This is a genomic window from Nocardiopsis ansamitocini (genome assembly GCF_030268225.1).
In the GTDB taxonomy this organism is placed as follows: domain Bacteria; phylum Actinomycetota; class Actinomycetes; order Streptosporangiales; family Streptosporangiaceae; genus Nocardiopsis_D; species Nocardiopsis_D ansamitocini.
In genome coordinates this window covers 566,669-590,896 of record NZ_BSQG01000003.1, presented here as the reverse complement: position 1 = coordinate 590,896, position 24,228 = coordinate 566,669, and the positions used below count along the sequence as shown (strand labels likewise).

Sequence of the window (24,228 nt, the reverse complement as noted above, 5' to 3'; positions counted from 1 at the left end):
GTAAATAAACACGCGCTGTTGAGTTCTCAAAAAGCAACCGCTTAACCGTCTACAAGCATTCCCAGCGGGCCAGGCCCGCGTGTCACGCTCTTCGTATCGGTGCGGCGTTGTTTCCGCTTTGTTGTGTTCCCGACTTTATCAGGGTGTTTGTTCCGGCGCAAATCCGCGCTTTTCGCAAACCCTTGATGAAGCTGGTGAAGAACGGTGAGAACTTATGTCCTCGAGTTCTTGTTCTACCAGATTACCAGCACATTTCCTTGCACCGAACCGGTGTTTCGAAATGTCCAAAGCAATCCATTTTCACGGCTTTTTAGGGCCGAGATGAAAGATTACCAGCCTTGAGCAATGCTCAGACCGGAGATCCCTCTGAGTTGAACCGCGAGGGGGTGAAACGGGCGCTGCGTGAGCGCCCAACACGTCGCGGTGCTTGGCAAGAATAAGTTCTTCCTGAAGACACGTCAAACGCGACCTCGACCTTGGCGTTAATCCCCAGGTCAGCGAGGTGGAAGACCTTTGATCAGGTCTAGACGCTTCAGGATCGCGCGGCTCTGTAGTTCAGACCTGCGCGGTGGATCGGACTTACTGGTTAGGCAGAGACAGTCCTCCCCGCGGCGTGGCAGACCCAAACCCCGATCCTGAAAAATTTTCCTCGACCGCACAAGCGCGGCGGGCTTCCCCTCTTCCGAGGGGAAGCCCGCCAGGGACGACTGGAAGACGGCTAACCGAGGACGACGCCGCCGATATTGCGCTTGCCCCGACGCAACACCAAGTAGCGCCCGTGCAGCAGGTCCTCGGCCCCGACCCGGGCCTCGATGTCGGTGACCTTGGTGTTGTTGAGATAGGCACCGCCCTCCTGCACGATCCGCCGCGCAGCGGTCTTGCTGGGGACGAGACCGATCTGGGCGAACAGGTCGAGCAGTGGCGGGAGGTCGGCAACCGGCCCCTCGATCTGACTGCGCGGCACCTCCGAGAGCGCAGCACGCAGCGTCGCCTCCGGCAGCGAGGCCAGGTCCCCTTGACCGAACAGCGCCTTGCTCGCCTCGACGACGTTGCGGCACTCCTGTTCTCCGTGCACCATCGTGGTCAGCTCCTCGGCAAGCGCCCGCTGCGCCGCACGGACGGCAGGACGCTCAGCGGTCTGGCGCTCCAGTTCCTCGATCTCCTCGCAGGAACGGAAACTGAACGTGCGCAAGTAGCGGACGACGTCACGGTCGTCGGAATTGAACCAGAACTGGTAGAAGGCGTAGGGGCTGGTCAGTTCGGGGTCGAGCCAGATGGTCCCACTCTCGGTCTTGCCGAACTTCGTACCGTCGGCCTTGGTGAGCAGGTTTGTGGTCAATGCGTGTGCCGGACCGTGCGGTTCGTTCGCGTCCATGCGGCGAATCAGGTCGAGCCCCGCAGTGATGTTGCCCCACTGGTCGCTGCCGCCGATCTGAAGCGTGCACCCGTGCCGTCGGTACAGCTCGACATAGTCGTAGGACTGCAACAACACGTAACTGAACTCGGTGTAACTCATGCCGACACCGTCAAGACGGCTCTTGACCGTCTCCCTGGCCAGCATCTGGTTCAAGCCGAAATGCTTGCCGACGTCGCGCATAAGGCCGATCGCCGACAAACCGCCCAGCCAGTCGGCGTTGTCGGCAAGGATTGCGTCGGTTGCCCCCGCGGCCACCCCGTCCGGGGCGAAGCGCAAGAACGCGGAGAGCTGCCCGCCCAGGGCGCCCACCCAGCCGCGGATGGTCTCCGGCGAGTTGAGCGCGCGTTCGGCGTTGGGCTTGGGGTCGCCGATCATGCCGGTTCCACCCCCCACAAGGGCGACCGGCCGGTGACCGGCACGCTGGAACCGGGCCAGCGTCAGCGCCTGGGTGAGGTGGCCGACGTGCAGGCTCCCGGCCGTTGGGTCGAAGCCGCAATAAAGGGTGACCGGACCATCGGCCAGCGCCTTGCGCAATGCGTCAAGGTCGGTGGTCTGTGCGAGAAGGCCTCGCCACTGAAGTTCGTCGATGATGTCGGTCATGTGGTCTTTCCGTAGCGCTCACTGGCTTCACGTCCGGCCCACCTGAGGCTTCACCGGACCGTCGCCCCCTACGGTAGCGGTTCCCTCCCAAGAGCCGCGCTGGATTCTCTTGCCACCTGAAGCTAATGGCATTAGCCTCAGGGTTATGGAAATTAGCCAATCAGGATCTCTTCCGGTTCGCCTGTTGTCGCGTCCCGGCGGATCCGTCGCCTACGAAATGCACGGGGAGCGCAACGAGGGGCCCCTCGCGGTATGCGTCCCCGGTATGGCCTCCTCCCGAAGCAGCTTCCGCTTCCTCGCACCGGCACTGGCCGAACGGGGATACCGGGTCGCGGTACTGGACCTGCGTGGTCACGGCGACAGCACAACCGGCTTCGACGACTACGGGGACAGTGCCGGGGGCTCCGATCTCATCGCGTTGATCGAACACCTGGGCGGCGGCCGGGCACTGCTGGTCGGCAACTCGATGGGAGCCGCAATCAGCACGTGGGTGGCCGCCGAGCGTCCGGAATTGGTCGCTGCACTGGTCCTGATCGGTCCGTTCCTCCGCGATTCGGGCGGTGCACCCACGCGGTTGGCGATACGCCTGCTGTCTTTGCGGCCTTGGGGGCCGGCAGTGCTCGGGGGGTACCTGGAAAAGCTGTACGCGGGGCGTACCCCGCTCGGGCACGACGGGCACATGGCAGCGGTGCGCACAGCGCTACGTTCTAAGGAGCGCTACCGTGCCATCGCGAAGACGCTGGTCACCTCGCACAGCGAGGTGGAGCAACGGCTGGACGAGGTGACCGCACCCTCGCTCGTGCTCATGGGAGCACTCGATCCGGACTGGCCCGACCCTGCCCGCGAAGCGGCTTGGATCGGCGAACGGATCGGATCAGAACTGATGATGGTGCCCGACGCGGGCCACTATCCCCAGGAACAGCGGCCCGACCTGGTCGCCGCGGCCATTCTGGCGTTCACGGCCGGCTCCACCCGTGGCTAGGGCGGGGCTGACCCCGGCGCTGGTCGCAGCCGAGGCTGCCAGGATCAGCGACGAGGAGGGCTACCAGCAGCTGTCGCTGGCGACCGTGGCAAAACGTCTGGGCGTTGCGGTTCCCAGCCTGTATAAACACGTGCGCGGACTGGAGGGGCTGCGACGCGATCTCGCCCTGTTGACCGTCCTTGAGTTCGCCGAGGTCCTCGGCCGTGCAGCACTGGGACGCTCCGGGGTCGACGCGGTGCACTCCCTGGCTGCCGCCTACCGCGATTACGCGACCCGCCACCCGGGACGCTACGCCGCTCTGCAAGTGGCACCGCTGTCCGAGGACACCGAGGCTACGGCAGCAGCGGCCCGCACGGTCGAAGTGATCGCCGCCGTGGTGCGCGGATTCGGCCTGGCAGAGGAGTCGATGGTCGACGCGGTCAGAATGCTGCGCAGCGGACTGCACGGATTCGTCGACTTGGAGACCCGGGGCGGATTCGGCCTGCCGCAGAACGTCGATGCCAGTTACCGGGCGCTCGTCGAAGGATTGATCCGCGCCCTTCAGACATGGCCCTCCGACTCCGACAGGAGAGTGCACTGATGCTTGCGGGGCATTTCGGAGTCGCGGCAGCCGTGAAAGCGCGGCGCCCGGAGCTTTTGCTCGGAGTACTGCTGGTGGCTTCCCAGCTCCCCGACCTGGCGTTCCTTCCTCTTTCCGCGGTCGGGGTGGAGGCGCTGGAACCAGTTGCGGGCGCCCGCGGGTACGGATCGCTGTGGATCGACGCGCTGTACTCCCACGCCCTGGTGTCCAATGTGCTGTTGGCGGCGTTGGCGGGAGCACTGGTGCACCTACTGGTGAAAGGACGCTGGAGCCCCGGTGCGGGATAGGTCGTGGCGGGAACGGTCCTCAGCCACTGGTTACCGGACCTGCTGGCGCACCGGCCGGCCATCGCGATCCTCCCGAGCGATACCGGCGATCTACTGCTGATCGTCCTCGGACTGGGGGAAACCCCCGCGGCCGCCGCACTCGTGGACGGGCTGCTGGTATTCGTCGGAGCGGCGCTGTACACACGGCGGACAATGCGCGACCAGCCCTACCGGACCGGGGCATTGCTCTACAGCCTGAGTGTGTCCCTGCTCCTGGGCGGATTTTTTACCAGCGACCTGCTTGGATGACTGTGACCTGGGGAAATGCGAGCCCGATTTGGCGTCAAGGGCGTTACCAGCAAAAAGATCGGCGACTTTTCGTCATCGTTTGCTCACCCTAAGCTATGGATCAGGCCTGCTTGATGGACGATCGTTTGTCTCGTCCGGAGGCACCCCCGCTCTTGCTTTGGAGATAAGCATGGCCACCGTCCTCAGTCGCCTGGCCTCGGTCGCGTGCACCACGACGCTTGTCCTGGCCGCACTCGTCATCCCTTCCTCCCCTGCACTCGCCGCTCCCCCCGCTCCCCCCAGCCTGGCGCAGGCGCGCACGATGCTGTCGGGACTGACCGTAAAGGCCGAGGGCGCGTCCTCGGCCTACGACCGCAGCCTCTTCCCCCACTGGAGCACGGTCGAGGGCAACTGCAACACGCGTGAATGGGTCCTGCGCCGCGACGGCACCAACGTCACGGTCGGCAACGACTGTTACCCGACCTCCGGCAGCTGGTACAGCGTTTACGACGGAGTGACCACGTCGGTTCCGTCGCAGATCAGCATCGACCACTTCGTCCCTCTGGCCGAAGCATGGCGTTCGGGTGCCGACACCTGGTCGACCAGCCGTCGGCAGCAGTTCGCCAACGACCTGACCACCGGTCAACTGTGGGCGGTCACCGGGACCAGCAACTCCTCCAAGGGGGACAAGGACCCGGCCAAATGGATGCCGACCCGGACCGCTGTGCACTGCGACTACGCAAAGACCTGGATCCATGTGAAGGACTACTGGAACCTGAGTGTCGACTCCGCCGAGAAGACGAAGCTCACCAGTTTGCTGAACAGCTCCTGCTGATCACCCGCATGCCCTGAACTCCCGCAGCCGGTGCCCGTTGGGGCGCCGGCTTCGGTGTCGTCCGAGCACGACAACCACACGGAGCCGTTCTGCTCAGGCGGTGTCGGCCGGAAGATACCCGCGCCCGCGGGGGGAGGACAAAAGTTCTTCGGTGGGCTCAGCAGGGCCGGCAGCACGCGGACCGCGCGAAGAATCGCGCAGGACGAGGGGGTCGACGAGCTCCATGAGTCGTCCGTGCGGGTCGGTGGGGCCTGTCGCCGGCTCGACCCGGCTGCGCGGCCGGTAGGCGTGCACGGAGGCGAGCCGCGTGACGGGAGCCGGCTCCGCGGCGACGACGAGTACCGGGACACCGGCGCGACCGGCGCGGACGGTGGCGGGCAGGGTCGCCTCTCGCAGGATCGCGGAACCTGGCTCCACCGAGCAGACCGCCGGCAGCGGAACGGTGAGGCGTTCCCTTCGCCCCTCGTCGAGACGGCGCAGTGCGGTCAGAGTGGTCTCGCCATCGTCCGCGGTGAGTTCGAGGAGGCCGCGCGCATGGGTCGCGCCGAAACGGACCGCGAGAAGGGACGACAGGGTTTCGGCCCCGCTGTCGGCGAAGCGATCAGCGCACAGGACGAGGTCCGGAGGACCAAAGGTACTTACCAACGCGGCGTCGAGCACCTCCGCGGCTGCGACACCGTCCTCGTCGCCGACTCCGGCACGGGAGGACTCGATCCTCAGCACTTCGGCTGCGCCGGCGGCGAGCGCTACCCGCAGGGCCGCATCGGCGACCGACTGGCCCATCGCGACCACGACACAACGTCCGTCGAGCTCCTCAGCGATGCGCAGGCCGTGCTCGACAGCGCAGCGATCGGCTTCTCCCAGGGCACTCGTATGCCCTTCGGGCCGGGCGATCCCGTTGAGCGGGGTGATGGCTTGGGGGTGGTCGTCGTGGCGCACCGCGACCACGATGAGGGGTGCGTGCTCCTGAGTCATAGCGGTCGTGCTCCCTAGGTGTATGCGTCGGACCGATTGAGCTGCGTCTGACCTGGGAAGTCTCTCGTGACCAAGGATAGTCGCGCCAAAAGGCGCGCGGGTTCGGCCCGACAGCGCGCGGATGTTCAGTACACGGTCGGGGCAGCGAGCGCACCCGCGAGAGGGCAGTGATGATCGGGAGCCGATGGCCGTTGTCCGCTACGCGAAGCGTTGGCTGGATGGGGCTCCCACATTCGGATGTGCGGGGCGAGATCGGCGGGGGGCTGGTCGGCGGACAACAGGAAAAGAGGATTCACAGAAGTGTCGGCACCCCCGGTCCGAGCCGATTGTGGCCGGTACCACGGTGGCCTCCCGGAGCGGCCGAAGGGCACCGGCGGCAAAGGCGGCTGCGCTCACCCGTGGAACACGCACCGGGGCGGACGAGGCGCTGATGTCAGAGTGCACGCAGACCTTCCAGGACAGCCGCCAGAATGACGTCCTTTCCCTCATAAGAGGTGTCGCACTGGCGCAGCGAGCCGGTTGCCAGCATGTCGACGGCCAGGAGCCGGGTCAGGTTGGTCGGCATGGCCAGGGCAGCGGCGAGCTCGGCGACCGAGCGCGGAGTGGCGCACAGCCGCAGGATCTGCTCCTGCTCCGGCCGGAGTTCGTCACCGTGCCGAGGCGTCCGGGTCGCCACGAGAAGGGCGGCCAGGTCAAGACGGGGCGTCCGGATCCGCCCCGGGGAATTGGCGACCACTGCGAAAGGCCGGAGCAGCCGCCCGGGACCGGGGTCGAACCCTCCCGGCCCGCTCACGGCAGCGGCTCACGCTCGGACAGGGGCCGTGGAGGAGCGCTGCGCTCCTGCCGCGGCACCAGCGCGTCGGCCGGTGTGTCGGCCAGTAGTGCCCAGGGCAGCACCGCACAGGCCTGCGTCCCCCCGTAGGGCGACGGTGACAGGCGCACCCGCACTCCGTGCCGGGCGGCGAGACGTGCGACGACGAACAGTCCGAGCCGCGGTTCGTCGGGCAACGCCATCACATCGAACTCGGGGGGACGGGCCAGGGTGCGGTTGGCGGCGTCACAGGCCGCCTCGGTCATCCCGAGCCCTCGGTCCTCCACTTCGATACTGAGCCCGTTATGGATGCTGCTGCTGTTCACGTCGACCCGGCTGCCGGCCGGGGAGAACTGGGTGGCGTTCTCCACCAGTTCGGCGAGCAGGTGCACCACGTCGGCCGCCGCGAAACCACGGACCCACGCCCGCGGCGCGGACTTGAGTCGGACCCGTTCGAAGTCCTCGGTCTCCGAGAGCGCGGCGCGCAGCACATCCACCACCGGCATGGGTTCGCGCCAGCGCCGGGTCGAGTGGGCGCCGGTGAGGATGATCAGGTTGTCCGCGTAGCGTCGGCTGCGCGTGGTGAGATGGTCGAGCTGGAAAAGTTTACGCAGGGTCTCCGGATCGTCTTCCGCCGATTCGATCTCGTCGAGGAGTTGGAGCTGGCGCTGCACCAGTGCCTGGTTACGGTAGGCGATCCCGAGGAAGACCCGGTTGGCTCCTTCGCGGATCTCCGCCTGCTTCACCGCCGACCCCACCGCGGTGCGCTGCGCGGTGTTGAAGGCGTCGGCCACCCGGCCGATCTCGTCGTAACCGTGCATCAACGGGGGCAGCTCTGCCGCCACGTCCACTCGTGCACCACGTTGGGCCTTGGCCACGATCGCGGGCAACCGGGTGTCGGCGACCTCCAAGGTCTCGTCGTGCAGACGGTGCAGGCGTCCGGTCAGGCGCCGGGAGGAGCGCAGGGCAAGAACGATTCCGATGGCGCCCACGCCCAGGGCGATGAGGGATCCCGCGGCGTTGATGACCATGACGCGCATCGCCGACCCCCAGGCCACGTCCAGGGCGGCCTGGAATTGCGACTGGGCCAGGCCCCGCAACAACGGGTCGGTTCCGGCCACCGCCTGTTTCCATGCGGTGGCGTCGGTGGGAATGCGGCTGTTGAACGCGGCTTCTCCCAGTTCCGTGGAATCGCTCACGGGTGATCGGGAGACGACTTTGAGACTCAGGTCCTCCGCGGCCGACCAGGGAGAGCTCTCACGCATCTGGGTGTCCAGGGCCCGTACCCGGTCGGTCATGTTGGGCTGGGCCGCACCGAGCATGTCGCGGTAGGAGGCGCTGAGGAAGGTGAAGTGCGCGGTCTCGTCATGGTTCATCTCGCCGGCGGCCAGTGCGCCCGAGAGCAGTGCACCGGCTTGGGAGAAGCGATCGTGCGCGCGCAGTAACTCCAGTGCGGTGACACCGTCGGCCCGCGAGGAGTCGCCGTAGAGCTGAACGACGATCGCATCGTTGACCAGCAGGATGCCATCGAGAAGCGCGGTGTACTCCCTCAGTGCCTCCTCCCTGGTGAGGGAGCCCCCGTCCACCGCGGCGCGCAGATCGGGCAATTCGTCCCAGGCGGTGAAGAAGTCTGCGACGCGTCGGGGCAACTCCCCGCGATCGGCGTCGAGCAGTGCCCCGGTCCGCGCGTGGACCCGGGCGAAGGTGGCGTCGGCACGCTCGCGCCCCCGGTCCAAGTCGGCCCGGGTCTCGGTGGCGAGGTCACCGAGGTAGACCTGGGTCTGGGCGCGTTCGTAGCGCAGGTCCGCTGCAATCGCACCGAAGGCCACCATGCCGGCTCGCCCATCGCGCACCGAGGAGATGAGGTTCAGGGCGCCCAGTGTGCTGGCAGCGGTCAGTATCGCCCACAAAAGAAGGAAACCGAGGCTGGGGATGAGGACCATTCGGGTCAACTGACTGCGGATCGTGCGTCCCGCAACCGGTCCGCCACGATTATCAGAACCTGCGTTCATAACGGCCTCCCCATGGCATCGGACGCGAGTTGACCGTATCGAAAATCATGGCTTTGCGTGGCCGACTAGTAACAAATAGTAGTCACGAAAAACCTGCCGCTCTCACGTCTCCGCTGCTCAGAGTGGGCTTAACGGGCGAGCTCCCCCTACCAGGCCAACCGGGCATCCACCCCTCGCCCTGCCTCGAATCGCAGGCCGTTCAACCGGTTCCACCACAATTCGTCACGGCTTCGGAAAGATCATTCCGCCTTTTCAGGCGAACCGTTTTTGCCGAATGGACGGGAAAGGAATTCGTCGTCGCCCGCCGCCCGAAGCAACTCTTCCTGGCACGGGCGGGCCGAAGGGGCCGCGCCCGGGTGTTCGGCGGCCGGTACCAGGCAGGCGCGCACCCGACGATCATGTTCTCCCGACCGAGATCCGCGCGGGAACACGACACCGCGTACCTCGGCACTCTGGTCGGGGCTCCCCGGCCTGTCGTTGTCGTGCCACGGACAGAAGCCCCGAAAGCCCTCGGGATCGGAGGGACGTTTCCGGTGAGGGCACCCGCTACCGATCAGAGGACGGTACGGGGCGAACCTGCCCACGAACAGGCACGGCGGGGCCGAGGGCCAGGACCGGTACTCATACTGACGCAGCGCCCCATCCGGGCGGCCGGGAATTCGGTCCGCCCGGAGGAGCACGTCATCGGCCGGATGCCACCGCAAAGGGGCCGGAGACACGGGTGGCCGGCCCTCCTCGACGGAAGGACCGGCCGCATCCGGCTCACCGGTCAGTGCTCGGGACGGTGCCGCGAGCCGACCGGGGCAGGCAGTTCTTCGAGTGCCGGCTGCTGATCGATCCCCAAGGCGTTGAGGGCCTCCGCGTAGCGCAGCGCGACGATCTTGGCCAGGGTGGAACTGGCGCCCAACGACGCGCTGTAGGAGGCTCCGTGTTCGGCGGCCAGCTCGGCAATGCGTTCCTGCGGGAACTCCGCCCCGATGACGCTCGGGGCGATGACCGGGCGCCGGGAACCGGCGGCGGCGAGCTGGTCGAAGATCTGGGCGACGTGGGCAGGGTCGTCCAATGCCGCGGGCAGCACGGTCACACCGAGTCGGGCAGCCAACAGGACCGCGCTCACTCCGGCCTCGTCGATCGCCTCCGGGCCGCCCACGGAGCCGACCATGACGCCGTCTGCCGTGGTGTCACTGGCCGCGACAACGCTGATCAGCCGCATCCGGTCGGCACGGGCGAACCCGCCCTCGGCCAGGCGCAAGTGCAGTGCCTCGGCCAGCATCGGATGCGGCCCGAGCCCGTCCGTGATCCGGGCGACGGCTCCGGAGGCCGGCAACGCCTGGGCGATCGTCGCGGTGATTGCTGTATGGGTTCCGGTGACGAGGGGAACGATGACCGCGTCGCAGTAGCCGGGCGGGCGCTCCTCTTCGTTGGGCGCTCCTTCGGGCACCAGTCCGGCGAGGACTTCGGTGATCCCGCCGGCCTCCCCCTCGGTATGGGCGAAGCGGATGGGTACCTCGGGCCGGTAGGACCGCACCAGGTCTGCCATCGAGGCACCGAGTTCGGCCCCCGTGGTTCCATCCGCGGCGTCACCGGGCACGGCGAGGACAAGCGTTGGGGTGCCGACCCAGCTGTCGAAAGACAGGGGATCACGGTGCCGACCAGAGCGGCGCCGGGGGAGGGCACGGGGAGGAAGTCTGTCAGAATTCTGCATACCGTCTGAATTCACGCGAGAGAGGCTATCGACTCGGGGGTGATGGACCTACTTCGGTCGATTTTCGTCACTGAAGATCGCACCGTGGTAACGGATCATCCCATGGACTGTGGCATGGATGGCGCTCAGCCCGTGGAGATGGGGCTTCGGCGCCGGATTACGTGCTCGACAAGAGTAAGCAGGACCTCTTTGCCGGAGTCACGCTGACGGGCGTCGGCGGGCACGATCGGTACGTCCGAACCGACGTCGAGCGCTTCCCGCACCTCGTCGCGAGTGTAGTCGGCCGCACCCTCGAAGCGGTTGACGGCGACGACGAAGGGGATGCCGCGGCGCTCGAAGAAGTCCACGGCCGAGAAGCAGGTGTCCAGGCGGCGGGTGTCGGCCAGGACCACCACGCCGAGCGTCCCGGTGGCGAGTTCGTCCCACATGAACCAGAAGCGTTGCTGGCCGGGGGTGCCGAAGAGGTAGAGGACGAGTTCGGGGTTGATGGTGATCCGGCCGAAGTCCAGGGCCACCGTCGTGGTCGTCTTGGCCTCCACCCCCTTGAGGTCGTCCACACCGAGGCTGGCCTCGGTCATGATCTCCTCGGTGCTGAGCGGGGTGATCTCGCTGACCGAGCCGACCAGCGTCGTCTTGCCCGCGCCGAAGCCCCCGGCGACCAGGATCTTGAGGGCCTGAGGGAGGCCCCGTTCGGTGGTGGGGATGTCAGAGTCTACGGATGCCATCGAGAACCGCCTGAAGTACGTTCAGTTGGGGATTTTCGGCCGCGGGGAGCGGTGCCCGAGCAAGGACGAACCCTTTGCCGACGAGGTCGCTGAGCAGTACCTTGACCACCGTCATCGGAATATCCATGTGCGCTGCGAGCTCCGCGACCGAGATCGGTCTGCGGCACAGCTTCAGAATCGATGCGGACTCGGGCTGAACCGCCGCCCAGTCCACTTCCCGACGCGAGGCGACGACGACACTGATCATGTCCAGGGTGGTCGCCATGGCACGGGTGCGCCCGCCCGTCATGGCGTAGGGCCGTACCAGTGGCCCCGCTCCCACGTCCGAGTAGAAGACCGGCTTTTTCGGATCCCCGTCAGGGGATTCCCGGTAACCACCGCTGCTCATGATTGGGGCGAGCCTGACGTCGAGGTTTCCGGGAATCGGGGAGCGCTGCTGAGGAACTGTCCGACTCGCTTGATCCTGGTGTTCATCTCATAGGCGACCAGGCCGACGTCGGCCGCCTCGGAGGCGAGCACGGCAAGGCAGGCCCCCTCCCCCGCCGCGGTGACGAACAGGTAGGCGTGCTCCATCTCCACCACGGTCTGGCGCACCGACCCGCCGCCGAACTGGCGTCCGGTCCCCCGGGCCAGGCTCTGAAAGGCAGAGGCCACTGCGGAGAGGTGTTCGGCGTCCTCTGTCGAGAGGGCACGCGACCTACCGATGAGAAGACCGTCGGCGGAAAGCACGACAGCGTGGTCAGCGCCCACGACCCGATCGGCCAGATCGTCGAGCAGCCAGTTCAGGTCGCCCGTAGCGTTGCTCATCTACATGCCTCATTCGCTCTTATCGGAGTGGTCGCCTGGACGGACCGGCCGTCCCGGCCCCTGGGATGCCGGGGTGCTGACGCCCGATCCGTGTTCAAGACGGCGGGAGCCGTTCAACGCGGGCTCGTGCACGGGTGTCTCCTCGGATTCGCTCGCGCGTCCCAGACGCGTCCCGTTCTGGAAAGCCCTCATCATCGTGCGGGCTTCTTCGGGCGACCGTGCGTCGGCCGAACCGGCGGGCTGGTGCGCGATGGTCGGCTGCTCCTCGCGCAACTGCGGGGCCAAGTGGGTCTGCCGGCGACGCCTGGGCAGTTCGGGTCGCGGGTCGTGGCCCTCCTGCGTCGGACGGACCGGCCCCGAGTGCCGGGTGGGCAGAGCAGGACGGCCGTCGGTGGACGGCGTCGCAGACGACCGGTCCACAGGTCCAGTTACGTTATACGGCACCGGGTCGCCCACCGGCCGGGCATTACGAGAAGTAGCCGGGGAGGGTCGCCCCGATTCGCGTGCTTGGCCCGGGAAATCCGCCGAACCGGGAGAACGGCGGTCACCTGACTCGGACTTGGGTGCTTGAGGTTTGCTCCCTCGGGAACCGGGCGCGGTCCCACCACGCATCGGTGTCCGGGTCGCTCCGGCGCGCGACTGGTCGAACAGGTCCCCGATGTCGTCGGGAATCCGCGGAAAGTCCTCCCGCCCCCGCCCCGGCTTGGCCACGGAGGGCCGGGAACGCGCCGTCGGGGACGGGGGCGAGGCGGGGTCGACGACCAGCGCGGAGGGAATGAGGACCACCGCGCGGGTCCCGCCGTAGGGAGAGGTGCACAACTGCGCCCGGATATCGTGCTTGTTGGACAGGCGGGCCACCACGAAGAGCCCCAACCGGGCGTCCTCGGTGAGTGCCATGACATCGAACTCCGGTGTGGTGGAGAGCGTGATGTTGGCCTGCGTGAGGTCTTCGTCGCTGATCCCCAGTCCGCGATCCTCGATCTCCACGACTACGCCCTTGGGCACTATCTCACTGTGGATGAACACCTTGGTGTGCGGCGGTGAGTAGGCCGCGGCGTTCTCGACCAGTTCCGCCAGCAGATGGATGACATCGGCCACGACCGCACCGCGCAGCGACAGATTGGGAACCACCCGGAGTTTGACCCGCGCGTACTCCTCGGTCTCGGAAATGGCTCCGCGCAGGATGTCGACCAATGGGATCGGGTTGCGCCAACGCCGCCCCGGCTGGCCGCCCCCCAGGATGATCAGGTTCTCGGCGTTGCGCCGACCGCGGGTGGCCAGATGGTCCAGCTGGAAGAGGTCCTCCAGCAGGTCGGGGTCCTCCTCCTCACGCTCCACCCGGTCCAGCAGGTGCAGTTGTCGCTGGAGGAGCGACTGGTTGCGGTGGGCGATGGCGAGGAAGACCCGGTTCGCGCCCTCCCGGATCTCGGCCTGCTTGACCGCGGCCCCCACCGCCCTGCGCTGCGCGGTGTTGAAGGCATCGGCCACCTGACCGACCTCGTCGGTGCCGTAGTCCAGACAGCGCGGCTGTCTTTCGAGATCGATGGTCTCTCCGCGCTCCAGCCGGTGCATGATCTGCGGCAGTTCCGTGCCGGAGAGGTCAAGGGTGTCCTGACGCAATCGACCGAGCCGGTAGGTGAGGCGCCCTGCCGCCTTCGAGGCTGCGCCGTAGGCGAGCGCACCGGCGAACAACGCCAGGATGCCTCCGCCGATCGCGATCGAGAGACTGCGCGCCCCTGCGGCATCGGTGGTCGCGATGGTGGCTTCGGCCTGCGTGTCGGCCATCAGGACGAGAGAGGCGTTGACGGTGTCGGCGACGGGGCGCCAGTCCTCCGCTTCGCTGGGAATGGTCGCGACCGGTTCCGGTTCGGGGTCGATTCCGATGGCCGGGGGCGTCGGTGGCCGCGGTGCCCACGACGAGATCGCCTCGGCCGTGCCGACCAGGCTGCTCCAGTCGGGCGAAACGGTCAACGCGTCGTGATGACCGATGGCGGATTCGTCGAGGTTGGCGACGATCTGCGAGAGACGCTGGCGTACGTCGGCGAACTGGCCGGTGAAATCGGTCTGCTCGGCGGTGGTGAGGGTGCCGTCGGCGCGGGCCCCAGACAGCAGTGCGTCGGCCCGGGAGAACGCCTCCTGGGTGCGCAGCGCCTCCAGGGTGGTGGCCGCCGACGCAACGGAGGCACCGTCCTGGAAGAGTCTGGCCCGTGCGTCGTAGAGCGCGAACGCCAGGTCGATGATATGGCTGTATCGCTCATGGCCGCCTGCACGATCGGCCTGTCCTCCCGAGACCTCCTCGCGCAAGGCCGCACGCCCGTGCAGGGCGTCGAAGAAGGAGTCGGTGAGATCGGCGACCGTATCGGTGGCGGCGGTGTCCACCTGCTCGCCACGCGAACCGATGGCGGCGACAGCGGCGTCGGTGGCGACGTACTGATCGCGCAACAACTCGAAGGTCGCGCGGGACGGGTCCGCGGCGTACTCGACGGAGAGCCTGCGCTCGTTCTGCAACTCGACCACCGCGCGGTAGAGGAAAACCCCGTTCCTGCCGTCGTCGCCGGCCGAACGCAGTGCGAACGCCTGCATCAGCGTGGCCGCGCTCAACACGGCGAAGAGCAGCAGGAAGGTCACCGCAGGTATCAACACGACCCGGTTGAGCTGTGACCGAATACTGCGGACGCTACCGTCGGGCTTCCCCATTGAGCTCCTCCCCCGCGGCTGACCCCGGACGCATCGCCCTCACTTTGTGCCAGGGGATGCACACGCTTGGTGCTGACAGGTTCTGGACGCTACCTGATGCCAAAGGGGCCTGTGGGAGCTTTGACCAAAATCCACCCTGATACGACAGAGGACTCGATCGGGGAACACGGGCAGGGCGGGTCGCGGCACGTGTCGCGGCCCGCCCTACGGCAGGAAGCGGTCGGGTCAGCCGGTGAAGGACCGGTGACCGGCGATGGCGGAGCGCAGATCGGCCAGCTGCTCGGCGACCCTGACCGGGGCCGTTCCCCCCTTTGCCGAACGCGAGCCCAACGATCCCCCGACCGTCAGTACCTCCCGTACCTCTGGTGTGAGGTGGGGGGAGACAGCAGCCAGATCGGCGTCGGTGAGGTCGGGAAGATCGATACCGCGTTCCTCGCACACGCGCACGCACGCGCCGGCCAGTTCATGGGCCTCCCGGAACGGGACACGGCTGCGCACGAGCCACTCTGCGATGTCGGTGGCGAGGGAGAACCCTTGCGGGGCGAGCTCGGCCATCCGTTCACCGTCGAAGGTGAGGGTCGCGACCATTCCGGTGAAGGCCGGGAGCAGGATGGTGAGGTTGTCGACCGCGTCGAAGACCGGCTCCTTGTCCTCCTGGAGGTCCCGGTTGTAGGCCAGTGGGAGCCCTTTGAGGGTGGCGAGCAGGCCGGCGAGGTCGCCGATGAGCCGACCGGCCTTGCCGCGGGCCAGCTCGGCGATGTCGGGGTTCTTCTTCTGCGGCATGATGGAGGATCCGGTGGAGAAGGCATCGTCGAGCGTGACGAAGGAGAACTCCTTCGTCGCCCACAGGATGATCTCCTCGGCGAAGCGGGACAGGTCCACCCCGATCATCGCCGAGACGAAACCGAATTCCGCGACCACGTCGCGTGCAGCGGTGCCGTCGATGGAATTCTCCACCGACCGGGAGAACCCAAGATCGGCGGCGACGGCTTCGGGATCGAGGCCCAGCGAGGAACCCGCCAGCGCGCCGGAACCGTAGGCGGAGACGTCCGCACGGGCATCCCAGTCGCGCAACCGCTGCACGTCGCGGACCAGAGGCCAGGCGTGCGCCATGAGGTGGTGGGCGAGCAGCACGGGTTGTGCGTGCTGGAGGTGGGTGCGCCCGGGCATGGCGACGTCGATGTTGGCCTCGGCCTGGTCGGCCAACGCGCAGACCAGATCAAGAACCTCTGCGGCGATGACGCGGGCCTGCTCGCGCAGGTACATCCGGACCAGTGTGGCGATCTGGTCGTTTCGGGAGCGCCCGGCACGCAACCGTCCCCCGAGTTCGGTTCCCACCCGCTCGATGAAACCGCGTTCGAGTGCGGTGTGGACGTCCTCGTCGGCCAGGACCGGTGTGAAGGCTCCCGACGCGACGTCGGTCTCCAGCAGGTCCAAGCCCTTGATCATCTGGGCGAGCTCGTCGGGCGTGAGCAGCCCGGCCGCGTGCAGGACCCGGGCGTGGGCGCGTGACCCTGCGATGTCGTGGCGGGCGAGTCGCCAGTCGAAGTGCGTGCTGAGGGAGAGCCTGGCCAACGCCTCGGAGGGGCCACCTGCGAAGCGTCCGCCCCACAGCCGCACGGCTTGGTCGTCGGGCTCGTGTGCCACGGTAGGTCCTTAAATCTCGTCAGTGGTCGAAAGGAGCGGGAGAAGGCGTTCGGCCGCCGCGCATATCGCCGCGGCGGCCGAACGGTACTGCTGCTGGTGCGAGCCTAGGGCTCAGGAGAGCTTGTGGTCCCGGAGACTGGCGATCTTGGCGGGCATGCTCCAGATGTCGATGAAGCCCCGGGCCAGACTCTGGTCGTAGGTGTCACCGGTGTCATACGTGGCCAGCTCGTAGTCGTAGAGCGACGCCTCGCTGCGCCGGCCGGTGACGACGGCGCGACCGCCGTGCAGGACCATACGGATGTCGCCGGTGACGGCCTGGTTGGCCTCGACGATGAATCCTTCCAGGGCCTTCTTCAAGGGGGAGAACCACAGGCCGTCGTAGACCAGCTCGCCCCAGCGCTGGTCGACCCCGCGCTTGAACCGGGCGAGCTCGCGCTCGACGGTGACGTTCTCCAGCTCCTGGTGGGCGGCGATCAGCGCGATGGCACCGGGAGCCTCGTAGATCTCGCGGCTCTTGATTCCCACGAGCCGGTCCTCGACCATGTCGATGCGGCCGATTCCCTGGGCTCCGGCACGCCGGTTGAGCTCCTCGATGATCTGGAGCGGGGTGAGCTCCTTGCCGTCGATCGCGGTGGGGACACCCGCGGTGAAGGAGATGACCAGTTCGTCGGCCGGGCGCTCCTCGGCCGGGTTCTGGGTGTAGTCGTAAACGTCCTCGATGGGACCGTTCCAGATGTCCTCCAGGAAGCCGGTCTCCACGGCACGACCGAACAGGTTCTGGTCGATGGAGTACGGGGACTTCTTGGTGACGTCGATCGGCAGCCCCTTCTCGGCGGCGAAGGCGATGGCCTTGTCGCGGGTCATGCCGGAGTCGCGGACCGGGGCGAGGACCTTGAGCTCGGGGAACAGCGCGGCCAGGCCCGCCTCGAAGCGCACCTGGTCGTTGCCCTTGCCGGTGCAGCCGTGGGCGACCATGGTGGCGTTGTGGTAACGGGCGGCGTCGGCGAGGTGCTTGACGATCAGGGGCCGCGACAGTGCCGAGACCAGGGGATAGCGGTCCATGTAGAGCGCGTTGGCCTGGAGGGCCGGGACGCAGTATTCGTTGGCGAACTCGTCGCGTGCGTCGGCGACGACCGCCTCGACCGCGCCGCAGTCCAGTGCGCGTTTGCGGATGACGTCGAGATCCTCGCCGCCCTGGCCGCAGTCGATGGCGACGGCGACGACCTCGGCGCCGGTCTCTTCGGCGATCCAGCCGATGGCGACGGAGGTGTCGAGTCCGCCGGAGTACGCGAGTACGACCCGCTCGGTCATGAGTTTCTCTCCTACGTGGAAATGGTGGACGCCGATGCGCGTGCTTCGGCCGTTCCTTGTGCTCGGCGCCCGGTCAGGGGCGCCGGTTGGCGAGCCGAAGCAACGCCGCCGCGAGCTCCCCGCCCCCTTGGGGATCGCGGGCGATCACCAGGATGGTGTCGTCGCCGGCGATGGTGCCCAGGATCGCGGGGATGTCGGTGTGGTCGATCGCCGAGGCCAGGTACTGCGCGGCCCCGGGCGGGGTGCGAACGATGACCATGTTGGCCGAGGCTTCGGCCGAGACCAGGAGGTCTTCGGCAAGTCGGCTCATACGTGAGTTGAACACGTGCTCCAGGCCCAGGTTGTCGGTGCGCGCCCGTTGCAGGCGTTCACCGCCTTCGCCGGGGAGGACGTAGACCAGGTTTCCGTCGACGGTGCGGAGTTTGACCGCTCCCAGCTCGTCCAGGTCGCGCGACAGCGTCGCCTGCGTGACCTGCACACCAGCCTCCGCCAGCCGCCTGGCGAGATCACTCTGGGAGCGGACGTCGTTCTTTGTCAGCACCTCGGTGATCCGGGCGTGCCGGGCGGCCTTGGTGAGCGGGGAGCCCTTCACACCATCGACGGTCATCGTCGCCCTGCCCCGTCCCCGTCGCCCTCTGCGGCCACGGCGGCCAGGATCTTGGGCAGTGCACCGGTGAACTCCAGGACCTCGCCACGGGTGATCGTCAGCGGCGGGGCGAGGCGGATCGTGTCGGGGGTAACCGCGTTGACGAGGAAACCCGCGGCTGCGGCGCGCGCTTGGACCCGGGCGGCGACGGGGGCGGCCAGCACGATGCCGCGCCACAGGCCGGCTCCGCGTACCCCCGTGATCAGAGGGTGGTGGACGTCCAGGATCTCCTGGGCGAGCAGCGCGCCGAGCCGGGCTGCCGACTCCAGGAGACCGTCGGCCTCGATGGTGTCCAGGACCGCCAGCGCTGCGGCCGCCGCGATCGGGTTTCCGCCGAAGGTGGAACCGTGGTCGCCCTTGGCGAAGGCCGTCCCGTAGGGTCCGAAACCGATGCAGGCCCCGATAGGAAGCCCGCCGGCCAGGCCCTTGGCCAGGGTCATGACGTCGGGCAGCACACCGTGCCCCTGATGGGCGAACCAGTGACCGGTGCGTCCGACGCCGCTCTGGATCTCGTCCAGGACGAACGCCGCCCCGTTCTCATCGCAGATCTCGCGCACGGCGTGCAGGTAATCCGGGTCGGGGGCGACCACTCCTGCCTCGCCCTGGATGGGTTCGACGAAGACTCCTGCACAGGCGGGCGTGACCGCCGCGCGCAGGGCCTCGGCGTCCCCGTGCGCGACGAACCGCACGTCCAGGCCGAAAGGCCCGAACGGTTCACGGATGGCGTCCTTGCCGGTGAGGGCGAGCGATCCGGAGGTGCGCCCGTGGAAACCCGCGACGGTGGAGACGAAGTACGTACGGTCGGGACCGGCGACGCGCTTGACGAGCTTGAGCGCGGCCTCGTTGGCCTCGGTGCCCGAATTGGCGAGAAAGACCCTGGCGGGTACGCCGAGCAGGCCGACGAGCCGTTCGGCAAGCGCGATCTCGGGCTCGTTGAGGAAGAGGTTGCTGGTGTGGGCCAGCGTTTCTGCCTGCGCGGCGACCGCCTTGGCGAGGGCGGGGTGGCCGTGGCCGAGCGCGGACACCGCGATGCCCGCGATCAGGTCGAGGTAGCGCTTGCCGTCGGCATCGACGACGTGGCGTCCCTCCCCCTTGACCAGTGCGATCGGCGGCGTGCCGTAATTGGGCATGAAGACGGACTCGAACCGTGCGCGCAGCTGCTCGGTGGCGCTCATGGCAGCTCTCCTTCGGTGGACTCGTCGGCGAGCACCATGGTGCCGATGCCGTCGTCGGTGAAGATTTCCAGGAGCATCGCGTTGGGAACCCGGCCGTCCAGCACGTGCGCCTGCGGGACACCGCCGCGAACCGCCCGCAGGCACGCCTCCATCTTGGGCACCATGCCCGAGGAAAGCTCGGGAAGCAGCTGCTCCAGCTCGGTGGCGGAAAGATAGCTGATCAGGTCGGAGTTGGCCGGGTAGTCGGCGTAGAGGCCTTCGACGTCGGTCAGCACGATGAGTTTGGTCGCGCCCAGCGCCACGGCCAGGGCTGCCGCCGCGGTGTCGGCGTTGACGTTGTACACGCCGTCCGTCGAGCGGGCGATGCTGGACACGACCGGGATCCGGCCGTCGTCGAGCAGACTGCGCACCGCACCGGGCTGCACGTCCACGACCTCGCCGACCAGACCGATGTCGACGGGCTCGCCGTCGACGATGGCGGGCTTGCGCTCGGCGGTGAACAGATGGGCGTCCTCACCCGACATGCCTACGGCGAAAGGGCCGTGGGCGTTGATCAGCCCGACGATCTCACGGTTGACCTGCCCGACCAGGACCATCCGGACGACGTCCATCGTCTCGGGCGTGGTGACGCGCAGTCCCCCGGCGAAGGTGCTTTCCACGCCGAGCCGGTCGAGGTGGGCGCTGATCTGCGGGCCGCCACCGTGCACGACGACCGGGCGAAGGCCCGCATAGTGCAGGAAGACGATGTTCTCGGCGAAGCGCTCCCGCAGTTCGGGGTCGGTCATCGCGTTTCCGCCGTACTTGATGACGACGGTCTTGCCGTGGAGCGCGCCGAGCCAGGGCAGTGCCTCGATGAGGATGTTGGCTTTCTCAAGGGCAGCGGCGTGGATTCTGGAGATCATGTCGAGTAGGCCGAGTTCTCGTGGACGTATTCGGCGGTCAGGTCGGTGGTCCAGACGGTGGCGGCTTCGGTTCCGGCGGAGAGGTCGACGGTGACGGTCACCTCACGGGGCTTGAGGTCGACCTTGGAGCGGTCGTCGCCCACCGCACCGCCCCGGCAGATCCACACTCCGTTGATGGCGACGTTGAGGTGGTCGGGTTCGAAGACGGCGTCGGTGGTGCCTACCGCAGAGAGCACCCGCCCCCAGTTGGGGTCCTCACCGTAGATCGCGCATTTGAACAGCGCGTTGCGGGCGATGGAGCGGCCGACAGCGACGGCGTCGGTGGTGCTGGCCGCGCCGACCACCTCGATGGCGATGGTCTTGGAGGCGCCTTCTGCATCGGCGATGAGCTGATTGCACAGGTCCTGGCAGACCTCGGTGAGCAGCCGGGCGAACTCGGCGGTGTCGGGCACCACGCCCGAGGCCCCGGAGGCCATCAGGAGCACGGTGTCGTTGGTCGAGGTGCAGCCGTCGGCGTCGACCCGCTCGAACGTGCAGGCGGTGGCCGCGCGCAGCAGCGTGTCGCACTGTTCGGACGTGAGGTCGGCATCGGTGGTGAGCACCGAGAGCATGGTGGCCAGCGAGGGGGCGAGCATTCCGGCGCCCTTGGCCATACCTCCGATGGTGTAGCCGTCCCCACCGCGCCGGAAAGCGATCTTGGAGACGCTGTCGGTGGTGCGGATCGCGTCGGCGGCGTCCAGGCCGCCGTCGCGGGCAACGGTGGACGCTGCCGCGTCCACACCGGCCAGGAGCTCGGGCATCGGCAACCGCTCGCCGATCAGGCCGGTGGAACAGACGACGATCTCGGCGGCGGAGTCCTCCAACGCGTCCGCGAGGCGCTCCGCGGTGGCGTGGGTGTCCTGGAAGCCGGGCGCACCGGTGCAGGCGTTGGCGCCGCCGGAGTTGAGGACCACCGCGTACACCCGGCCGCCTGCGAGGACCTGCTGGGACCACAGGACCGGCGCGGCCTTCACCCGGTTGGTGGTGAAGACGGCTGCGGCGGCTCGGGAAGGTCCGTCGTTGACGATCACGGCGACGTCGCGGTGCTCACCGCCTTTGATTCCGGCTGCCACTCCGGCGGCTCGGAAACCGCGGGGCGCGGTAACACTCACTGTGCTGCCTTTCGTCGGTTGCCCCGCCGGGTGGGCGGGACCGCGCTGGATGGTTCGGGGCGGACACGGTCCGCCGGGCGGTGGCTAGGGTGCGATACCGGCGGCGGGCAGGCCGGTGGTCTCGGGCAGGCCCAGGGCGATGTTGGTGCTCTGCACGGCCCCGCCCGCGGTGCCCTTGGTGAGGTTGTCGATGGCAGCGACAGCGACGAGACGACCGGCGGCCTCGTCCACGGTGACCTGCACGAGCGCGTGGTTTGCGCCCACCGTCATTCCGGTGCTGGGCCAGGTGCCCTCGGGCAGGAGGTGCGCGAAGGGTTCGTCGGCGAGGTGCCGCTGATAGGCGGCGCGAACGTCGGCCGCGGTGATCCCCGGCTTGAGCGGGGCCGAGCAGTTGGCCAGGATTCCGCGGGGCATGGGCGCGACCATCGGCGTGAAGGAGACGGTGACGCGGGCACCGGCAGCGACCGAGAGGTTCTGTGCGAACTCGGGCGTATGACGGTGTGCACCGCCCACGGCGTAGGTGCTGACCGAGCCCATGACCTCCGAGGCCACGGTGGTGGGTTTGGGGGCCTTGCCCGCTCCGGAGGCTCCTGAGACGGCGACGACCACGGCTTCGGGCTCCACGAGCGCCTCTGCATAGGCCGGGAACAGGGCGATGGTTCCGCAGGTGGGGTAACAGCCGGGTACGGCGATGCGCCTGGCACCAGTGAGGGCCGTGCGGGCTCCCGGGAGTTCGGGGAGACCGTACGGCCAGGTCCCGGCGTGTTCCGAGCCGTAGAAGGCCGTCCAGTCGTCGGCGTCGGTGAGCCGGAAGTCGGCTCCCAGGTCCACGACGAGCACGTCCTCGCCCAGCTCGGCGGCGATGGCCGCGGACTGGCCGTGGGGAAGGGCCAGGAACACGATGTCGTGGCCGGCCAGTGTCGCGGCGCTGGTGTCGGCGAGGACGCGATCGGCCAAAGCGATCAGGTGCGGGTGGTGTGCGCCCAGGGGGGTGCCGGCGTTGCCGCCGGCGGTGAGTGTGCCGATCTCGATGTCGGGGTGGTCGAGCAGGATACGCAGGAGCTCGCCGCCCGCGTAGCCGCTGGCACCGGCGACGGCAGCGGTGTGACCCATGCTTGACTCCCCCGTGAGATGGTGCGCGTTGTGCACCATCATGCACGCTGCTGAAAATTTATGCAAGCCAGCGCATAAGGATCGACCGACGGGCCGACGGGCGACCGATCAGCGCCCCGAGATCTTGGCGGCCAGATCGGCGAAACCGGATGTCTGGGAGACGCGGTCGGACTCACGGCGGTCGGCGGTCCGGTAGAGGCCGTAGATGACCTGGGTACCGATCCAGCGCAACGGTTCGGGTTCCCAGCCGCGCACCCGGTGGCCGACCCACGGCAGCCGGGTCAGTTCGGTGGTACGGCGCAGCACGAGATCGCGCAGGGTGCGTCCGGCGAGATTGGAGGTGCTCACACCGCTGCCGACGTACCCGCCGGCCCATCCCAGCCCCTCGGCGTGGTCCACGTGCACGGTCGGGCACCAGTCCCTGGGCACCCCCAGCACCCCGGACCAGGCGTGCGCCACAGGGGCTTCGGCAGCGGCCGGGAACAGCCGCACCAGGGCCCGCCACAGCTCCGCGATGGCCTGCGGCTGGGTAGCCCCGTTGGCGTCGTGGGCGGAGCCGAACCGGTAGGGCACGCCACGTCCGCCGATGGCGATCCGGTCGTCGGCGGTGCGCTGGGCGTAGACGTACGCGTGCGCGGCGTCGCCGAGGACCTCCCGACCGCTCCAGCCGATCCGCTCCCATGTCCGGGCGTCCAAGGGTTCGGTGGCGATCATGGAACTGTTCATCGGCAGCCACTGGCGGCGCTGACCGGCGAGGGACGAGGTGAACCCCTCGGTGGCGCGGATGATGTGCTCGGCACGCACCGTACCCCCCGGCGTCACGGCCGAGGGGTGCTCGCGCCCCGTCCGGGGCGTGATCTCGGTGACGGCGGTGTCCTCGAAGATGTCCACCCCCAACGCCTCCACCACCCTGGCCAGCCCGGTGGCGAGCTTGGCCGGCTGGATGCGCGCGGCGTGCGGACTGAAGGCGGCGGCGACCGCACCGGCCACCTGTAGTGCGGGTTCGTGCCCGGGGTCCAGCAGGTAGATGTCTTCGGGCCAGTAGCCCCACTCCTGGAGGTAGGCGATCTCCTCCAGCAGGCGGGCCTCCTGGGCGGAGTTGGTGGCGACCGTGCGCATTCCGCCCTTGACGATGTCCGCGTCGATCCCCTCGCGCTCCGCCACCGCGATGACCTCGTCCACCGAGGCCATCATGGCGCGCTGGAGGGCGATCATCGGCCCCTTGCCGTGGGACTCCGCATAGCGTTCCCGTGATCCCGCGAACTCCGCGGACAGCCAACCGCCGTTGCGCCCGGAGGCACCGAAACCGGCGAACTCGCGTTCCAGGATCGCGATGCGCAGGTCGGGCTGTGCTTTCTTGAGGTAATAGGCAGTCCACAGGCCGGTGTAGCCGGCGCCCACTATGCACACGTCGTAGTCGGCGGAGCCGGGCAGCGGCGCGCGACGCTCGGGCAGTCCCTGCTCCCGGTACCAGAAGGACACACCGCCGTTGCGGAACTCCGTCGACCGGGGGATCGCCCGCATCTCGGCCGCACTCGCGATGAGTTTCATGGTTGGGACTCCCCTCGACGTTGCACGCCCGC

General features: G+C 68.1%; 22 protein-coding genes. 5 read left to right on the top strand and 17 right to left on the bottom strand.

Annotation, left to right across the window (positions count from 1 at the left end; translation table 11 throughout):
- Positions 1–718: 718 nt before the first annotated feature.
- Positions 719–2,017: a tyrosine--tRNA ligase gene (tyrS, locus tag QSJ59_RS12365; RefSeq protein WP_285759546.1), complete on the bottom strand. Its 1,299-nt coding sequence runs from the start codon at positions 2,015–2,017 to the stop codon at positions 719–721.
- Positions 2,018–2,162: 145 nt separating this feature from the next.
- On the opposite strand from tyrS, the gene QSJ59_RS12360 reads away from it, so the two are divergent.
- The 5 genes from QSJ59_RS12360 (at position 2,163) to QSJ59_RS12340 (ending at position 4,968) form a co-directional block, all read left to right on the top strand.
- The gene (locus QSJ59_RS12360; RefSeq protein ID WP_285759545.1) at positions 2,163–2,999 is read left to right on the top strand and encodes an alpha/beta fold hydrolase; all 837 of its coding nucleotides are present in this window, start codon (positions 2,163–2,165) and stop codon (positions 2,997–2,999) included.
- Entirely contained in the window at positions 2,992–3,579 is a 588-nt protein-coding gene (locus tag QSJ59_RS12355) for a TetR/AcrR family transcriptional regulator (RefSeq protein ID WP_285759543.1), read from the top strand. The genes QSJ59_RS12360 and QSJ59_RS12355 overlap by 8 nt, the downstream gene beginning before the upstream one ends.
- On the top strand, positions 3,579–3,866 hold the full coding sequence (locus QSJ59_RS12350) for a hypothetical protein (RefSeq protein ID WP_285759541.1): 288 nt from the start codon (positions 3,579–3,581) through the stop codon (positions 3,864–3,866). The genes QSJ59_RS12355 and QSJ59_RS12350 overlap by 1 nt, the downstream gene beginning before the upstream one ends.
- A gap of 3 nt (positions 3,867–3,869) precedes the next feature.
- Positions 3,870–4,154 carry a hypothetical protein gene (locus tag QSJ59_RS12345; RefSeq protein WP_285759540.1) on the top strand — a complete coding sequence of 95 codons (285 nt, stop codon included), beginning with the start codon at positions 3,870–3,872 and terminating at the stop codon, positions 4,152–4,154.
- A gap of 169 nt (positions 4,155–4,323) precedes the next feature.
- Positions 4,324–4,968 carry an HNH endonuclease family protein gene (locus tag QSJ59_RS12340; RefSeq protein ID WP_285759538.1) on the top strand — a complete coding sequence of 215 codons (645 nt, stop codon included), beginning with the start codon at positions 4,324–4,326 and terminating at the stop codon, positions 4,966–4,968.
- 93 nt (positions 4,969–5,061) lie between these two features.
- Here the strand turns inward: QSJ59_RS12340 and QSJ59_RS12335 are convergent, their stop codons facing one another.
- The 16 genes from QSJ59_RS12335 to QSJ59_RS12260 form a co-directional block, all read right to left on the bottom strand.
- A complete protein-coding gene (locus QSJ59_RS12335; RefSeq protein WP_285759536.1) occupies positions 5,062–5,943 on the bottom strand; it encodes a mycofactocin-associated electron transfer flavoprotein beta subunit in 882 nt (293 codons plus the stop codon).
- Positions 5,944–6,376: 433 nt separating this feature from the next.
- Complete coding sequence (locus tag QSJ59_RS12330; RefSeq protein ID WP_285759534.1) at positions 6,377–6,736, bottom strand: DUF742 domain-containing protein; 360 nt, start codon at positions 6,734–6,736, stop codon at positions 6,377–6,379.
- Positions 6,733–8,766, bottom strand: a complete 2,034-nt coding sequence (locus QSJ59_RS12325) for a sensor histidine kinase (RefSeq protein ID WP_285759532.1) — start codon at positions 8,764–8,766, stop codon at positions 6,733–6,735. Before QSJ59_RS12325 ends, QSJ59_RS12330 begins: the two co-directional genes overlap by 4 nt.
- Before the next feature lie 769 nt (positions 8,767–9,535).
- Entirely contained in the window at positions 9,536–10,471 is a 936-nt protein-coding gene (locus QSJ59_RS12320; RefSeq protein WP_285759575.1) for a sirohydrochlorin chelatase, read from the bottom strand.
- A gap of 125 nt (positions 10,472–10,596) precedes the next feature.
- Positions 10,597–11,196: a GTP-binding protein gene (locus QSJ59_RS12315; RefSeq protein ID WP_285759530.1), complete on the bottom strand. Its 600-nt coding sequence runs from the start codon at positions 11,194–11,196 to the stop codon at positions 10,597–10,599.
- Positions 11,177–11,485 carry a DUF742 domain-containing protein gene (locus tag QSJ59_RS12310; RefSeq protein WP_285759574.1) on the bottom strand — a complete coding sequence of 103 codons (309 nt, stop codon included), beginning with the start codon at positions 11,483–11,485 and terminating at the stop codon, positions 11,177–11,179. The genes QSJ59_RS12315 and QSJ59_RS12310 overlap by 20 nt, the downstream gene beginning before the upstream one ends.
- A gap of 95 nt (positions 11,486–11,580) precedes the next feature.
- Positions 11,581–12,003: a roadblock/LC7 domain-containing protein gene (locus QSJ59_RS12305; RefSeq protein ID WP_285759529.1), complete on the bottom strand. Its 423-nt coding sequence runs from the start codon at positions 12,001–12,003 to the stop codon at positions 11,581–11,583.
- Between the two features lie 9 nt (positions 12,004–12,012).
- On the bottom strand, positions 12,013–14,700 hold the full coding sequence (locus QSJ59_RS12300) for a sensor histidine kinase (protein ID WP_285759528.1): 2,688 nt from the start codon (positions 14,698–14,700) through the stop codon (positions 12,013–12,015).
- A 225-nt stretch (positions 14,701–14,925) separates the two neighbouring features.
- Positions 14,926–16,347, bottom strand: a complete 1,422-nt coding sequence (argH, locus tag QSJ59_RS12295) for an argininosuccinate lyase (protein ID WP_285759527.1) — start codon at positions 16,345–16,347, stop codon at positions 14,926–14,928.
- A 111-nt stretch (positions 16,348–16,458) separates the two neighbouring features.
- Positions 16,459–17,658: an argininosuccinate synthase gene (locus QSJ59_RS12290; RefSeq protein ID WP_285759526.1), complete on the bottom strand. Its 1,200-nt coding sequence runs from the start codon at positions 17,656–17,658 to the stop codon at positions 16,459–16,461.
- A gap of 73 nt (positions 17,659–17,731) precedes the next feature.
- Positions 17,732–18,265, bottom strand: a complete 534-nt coding sequence (locus QSJ59_RS12285) for an arginine repressor (protein ID WP_285759524.1) — start codon at positions 18,263–18,265, stop codon at positions 17,732–17,734.
- The gene (locus tag QSJ59_RS12280) at positions 18,262–19,479 is read right to left on the bottom strand and encodes an acetylornithine transaminase (protein WP_285759522.1); all 1,218 of its coding nucleotides are present in this window, start codon (positions 19,477–19,479) and stop codon (positions 18,262–18,264) included. Before QSJ59_RS12280 ends, QSJ59_RS12285 begins: the two co-directional genes overlap by 4 nt.
- Positions 19,476–20,381, bottom strand: coding sequence for an acetylglutamate kinase (gene argB, locus QSJ59_RS12275; protein WP_285759521.1), 906 nt, complete (start codon positions 20,379–20,381; stop codon positions 19,476–19,478). The genes QSJ59_RS12280 and argB overlap by 4 nt, the downstream gene beginning before the upstream one ends.
- Positions 20,378–21,532, bottom strand: a complete 1,155-nt coding sequence (gene argJ, locus QSJ59_RS12270; RefSeq protein ID WP_285759520.1) for a bifunctional glutamate N-acetyltransferase/amino-acid acetyltransferase ArgJ — start codon at positions 21,530–21,532, stop codon at positions 20,378–20,380. Before argJ ends, argB begins: the two co-directional genes overlap by 4 nt.
- Positions 21,533–21,616: 84 nt before the next feature.
- A complete protein-coding gene (argC, locus tag QSJ59_RS12265; RefSeq protein WP_285759519.1) occupies positions 21,617–22,645 on the bottom strand; it encodes an N-acetyl-gamma-glutamyl-phosphate reductase in 1,029 nt (342 codons plus the stop codon).
- Positions 22,646–22,753: 108 nt separating this feature from the next.
- Complete coding sequence (locus QSJ59_RS12260) at positions 22,754–24,196, bottom strand: NAD(P)/FAD-dependent oxidoreductase (RefSeq protein WP_285759518.1); 1,443 nt, start codon at positions 24,194–24,196, stop codon at positions 22,754–22,756.
- Positions 24,197–24,228 lie beyond the last annotated feature (32 nt).

Excerpts from the sequence above, each read along its gene's own strand:
- QSJ59_RS12350 (WP_285759541.1), top strand. The coding sequence starts at position 3,579 with ATGCTTGCGGGGCATTTCGGAGTCGCGGCAGCCGTGAAAGCGCGGCGC.
- QSJ59_RS12290 (WP_285759526.1), bottom strand. The coding sequence starts at position 17,658 with ATGACCGAGCGGGTCGTACTCGCGTACTCCGGCGGACTCGACACCTCC.
- argC (WP_285759519.1), bottom strand. The coding sequence starts at position 22,645 with ATGGGTCACACCGCTGCCGTCGCCGGTGCCAGCGGCTACGCGGGCGGC.
- QSJ59_RS12335 (WP_285759536.1), bottom strand. The coding sequence starts at position 5,943 with ATGACTCAGGAGCACGCACCCCTCATCGTGGTCGCGGTGCGCCACGAC.
- argB (WP_285759521.1), bottom strand. The coding sequence starts at position 20,381 with ATGATCTCCAGAATCCACGCCGCTGCCCTTGAGAAAGCCAACATCCTC.
- QSJ59_RS12300 (WP_285759528.1), bottom strand. The coding sequence starts at position 14,700 with ATGGGGAAGCCCGACGGTAGCGTCCGCAGTATTCGGTCACAGCTCAAC.
- QSJ59_RS12315 (WP_285759530.1), bottom strand. The coding sequence starts at position 11,196 with ATGGCATCCGTAGACTCTGACATCCCCACCACCGAACGGGGCCTCCCT.
- QSJ59_RS12310 (WP_285759574.1), bottom strand. The coding sequence starts at position 11,485 with ATGACGGGCGGGCGCACCCGTGCCATGGCGACCACCCTGGACATGATC.
- QSJ59_RS12305 (WP_285759529.1), bottom strand. The coding sequence starts at position 12,003 with ATGAGCAACGCTACGGGCGACCTGAACTGGCTGCTCGACGATCTGGCC.
- QSJ59_RS12340 (WP_285759538.1), top strand. The coding sequence starts at position 4,324 with ATGGCCACCGTCCTCAGTCGCCTGGCCTCGGTCGCGTGCACCACGACG.
- QSJ59_RS12260 (WP_285759518.1), bottom strand. The coding sequence starts at position 24,196 with ATGAAACTCATCGCGAGTGCGGCCGAGATGCGGGCGATCCCCCGGTCG.
- QSJ59_RS12280 (WP_285759522.1), bottom strand. The coding sequence starts at position 19,479 with ATGAGCGCCACCGAGCAGCTGCGCGCACGGTTCGAGTCCGTCTTCATG.
- QSJ59_RS12360 (WP_285759545.1), top strand. The coding sequence starts at position 2,163 with ATGGAAATTAGCCAATCAGGATCTCTTCCGGTTCGCCTGTTGTCGCGT.
- tyrS (WP_285759546.1), bottom strand. The coding sequence starts at position 2,017 with ATGACCGACATCATCGACGAACTTCAGTGGCGAGGCCTTCTCGCACAG.
- QSJ59_RS12325 (WP_285759532.1), bottom strand. The coding sequence starts at position 8,766 with ATGAACGCAGGTTCTGATAATCGTGGCGGACCGGTTGCGGGACGCACG.
- QSJ59_RS12320 (WP_285759575.1), bottom strand. The coding sequence starts at position 10,471 with ATGCAGAATTCTGACAGACTTCCTCCCCGTGCCCTCCCCCGGCGCCGC.
- QSJ59_RS12285 (WP_285759524.1), bottom strand. The coding sequence starts at position 18,265 with ATGACCGTCGATGGTGTGAAGGGCTCCCCGCTCACCAAGGCCGCCCGG.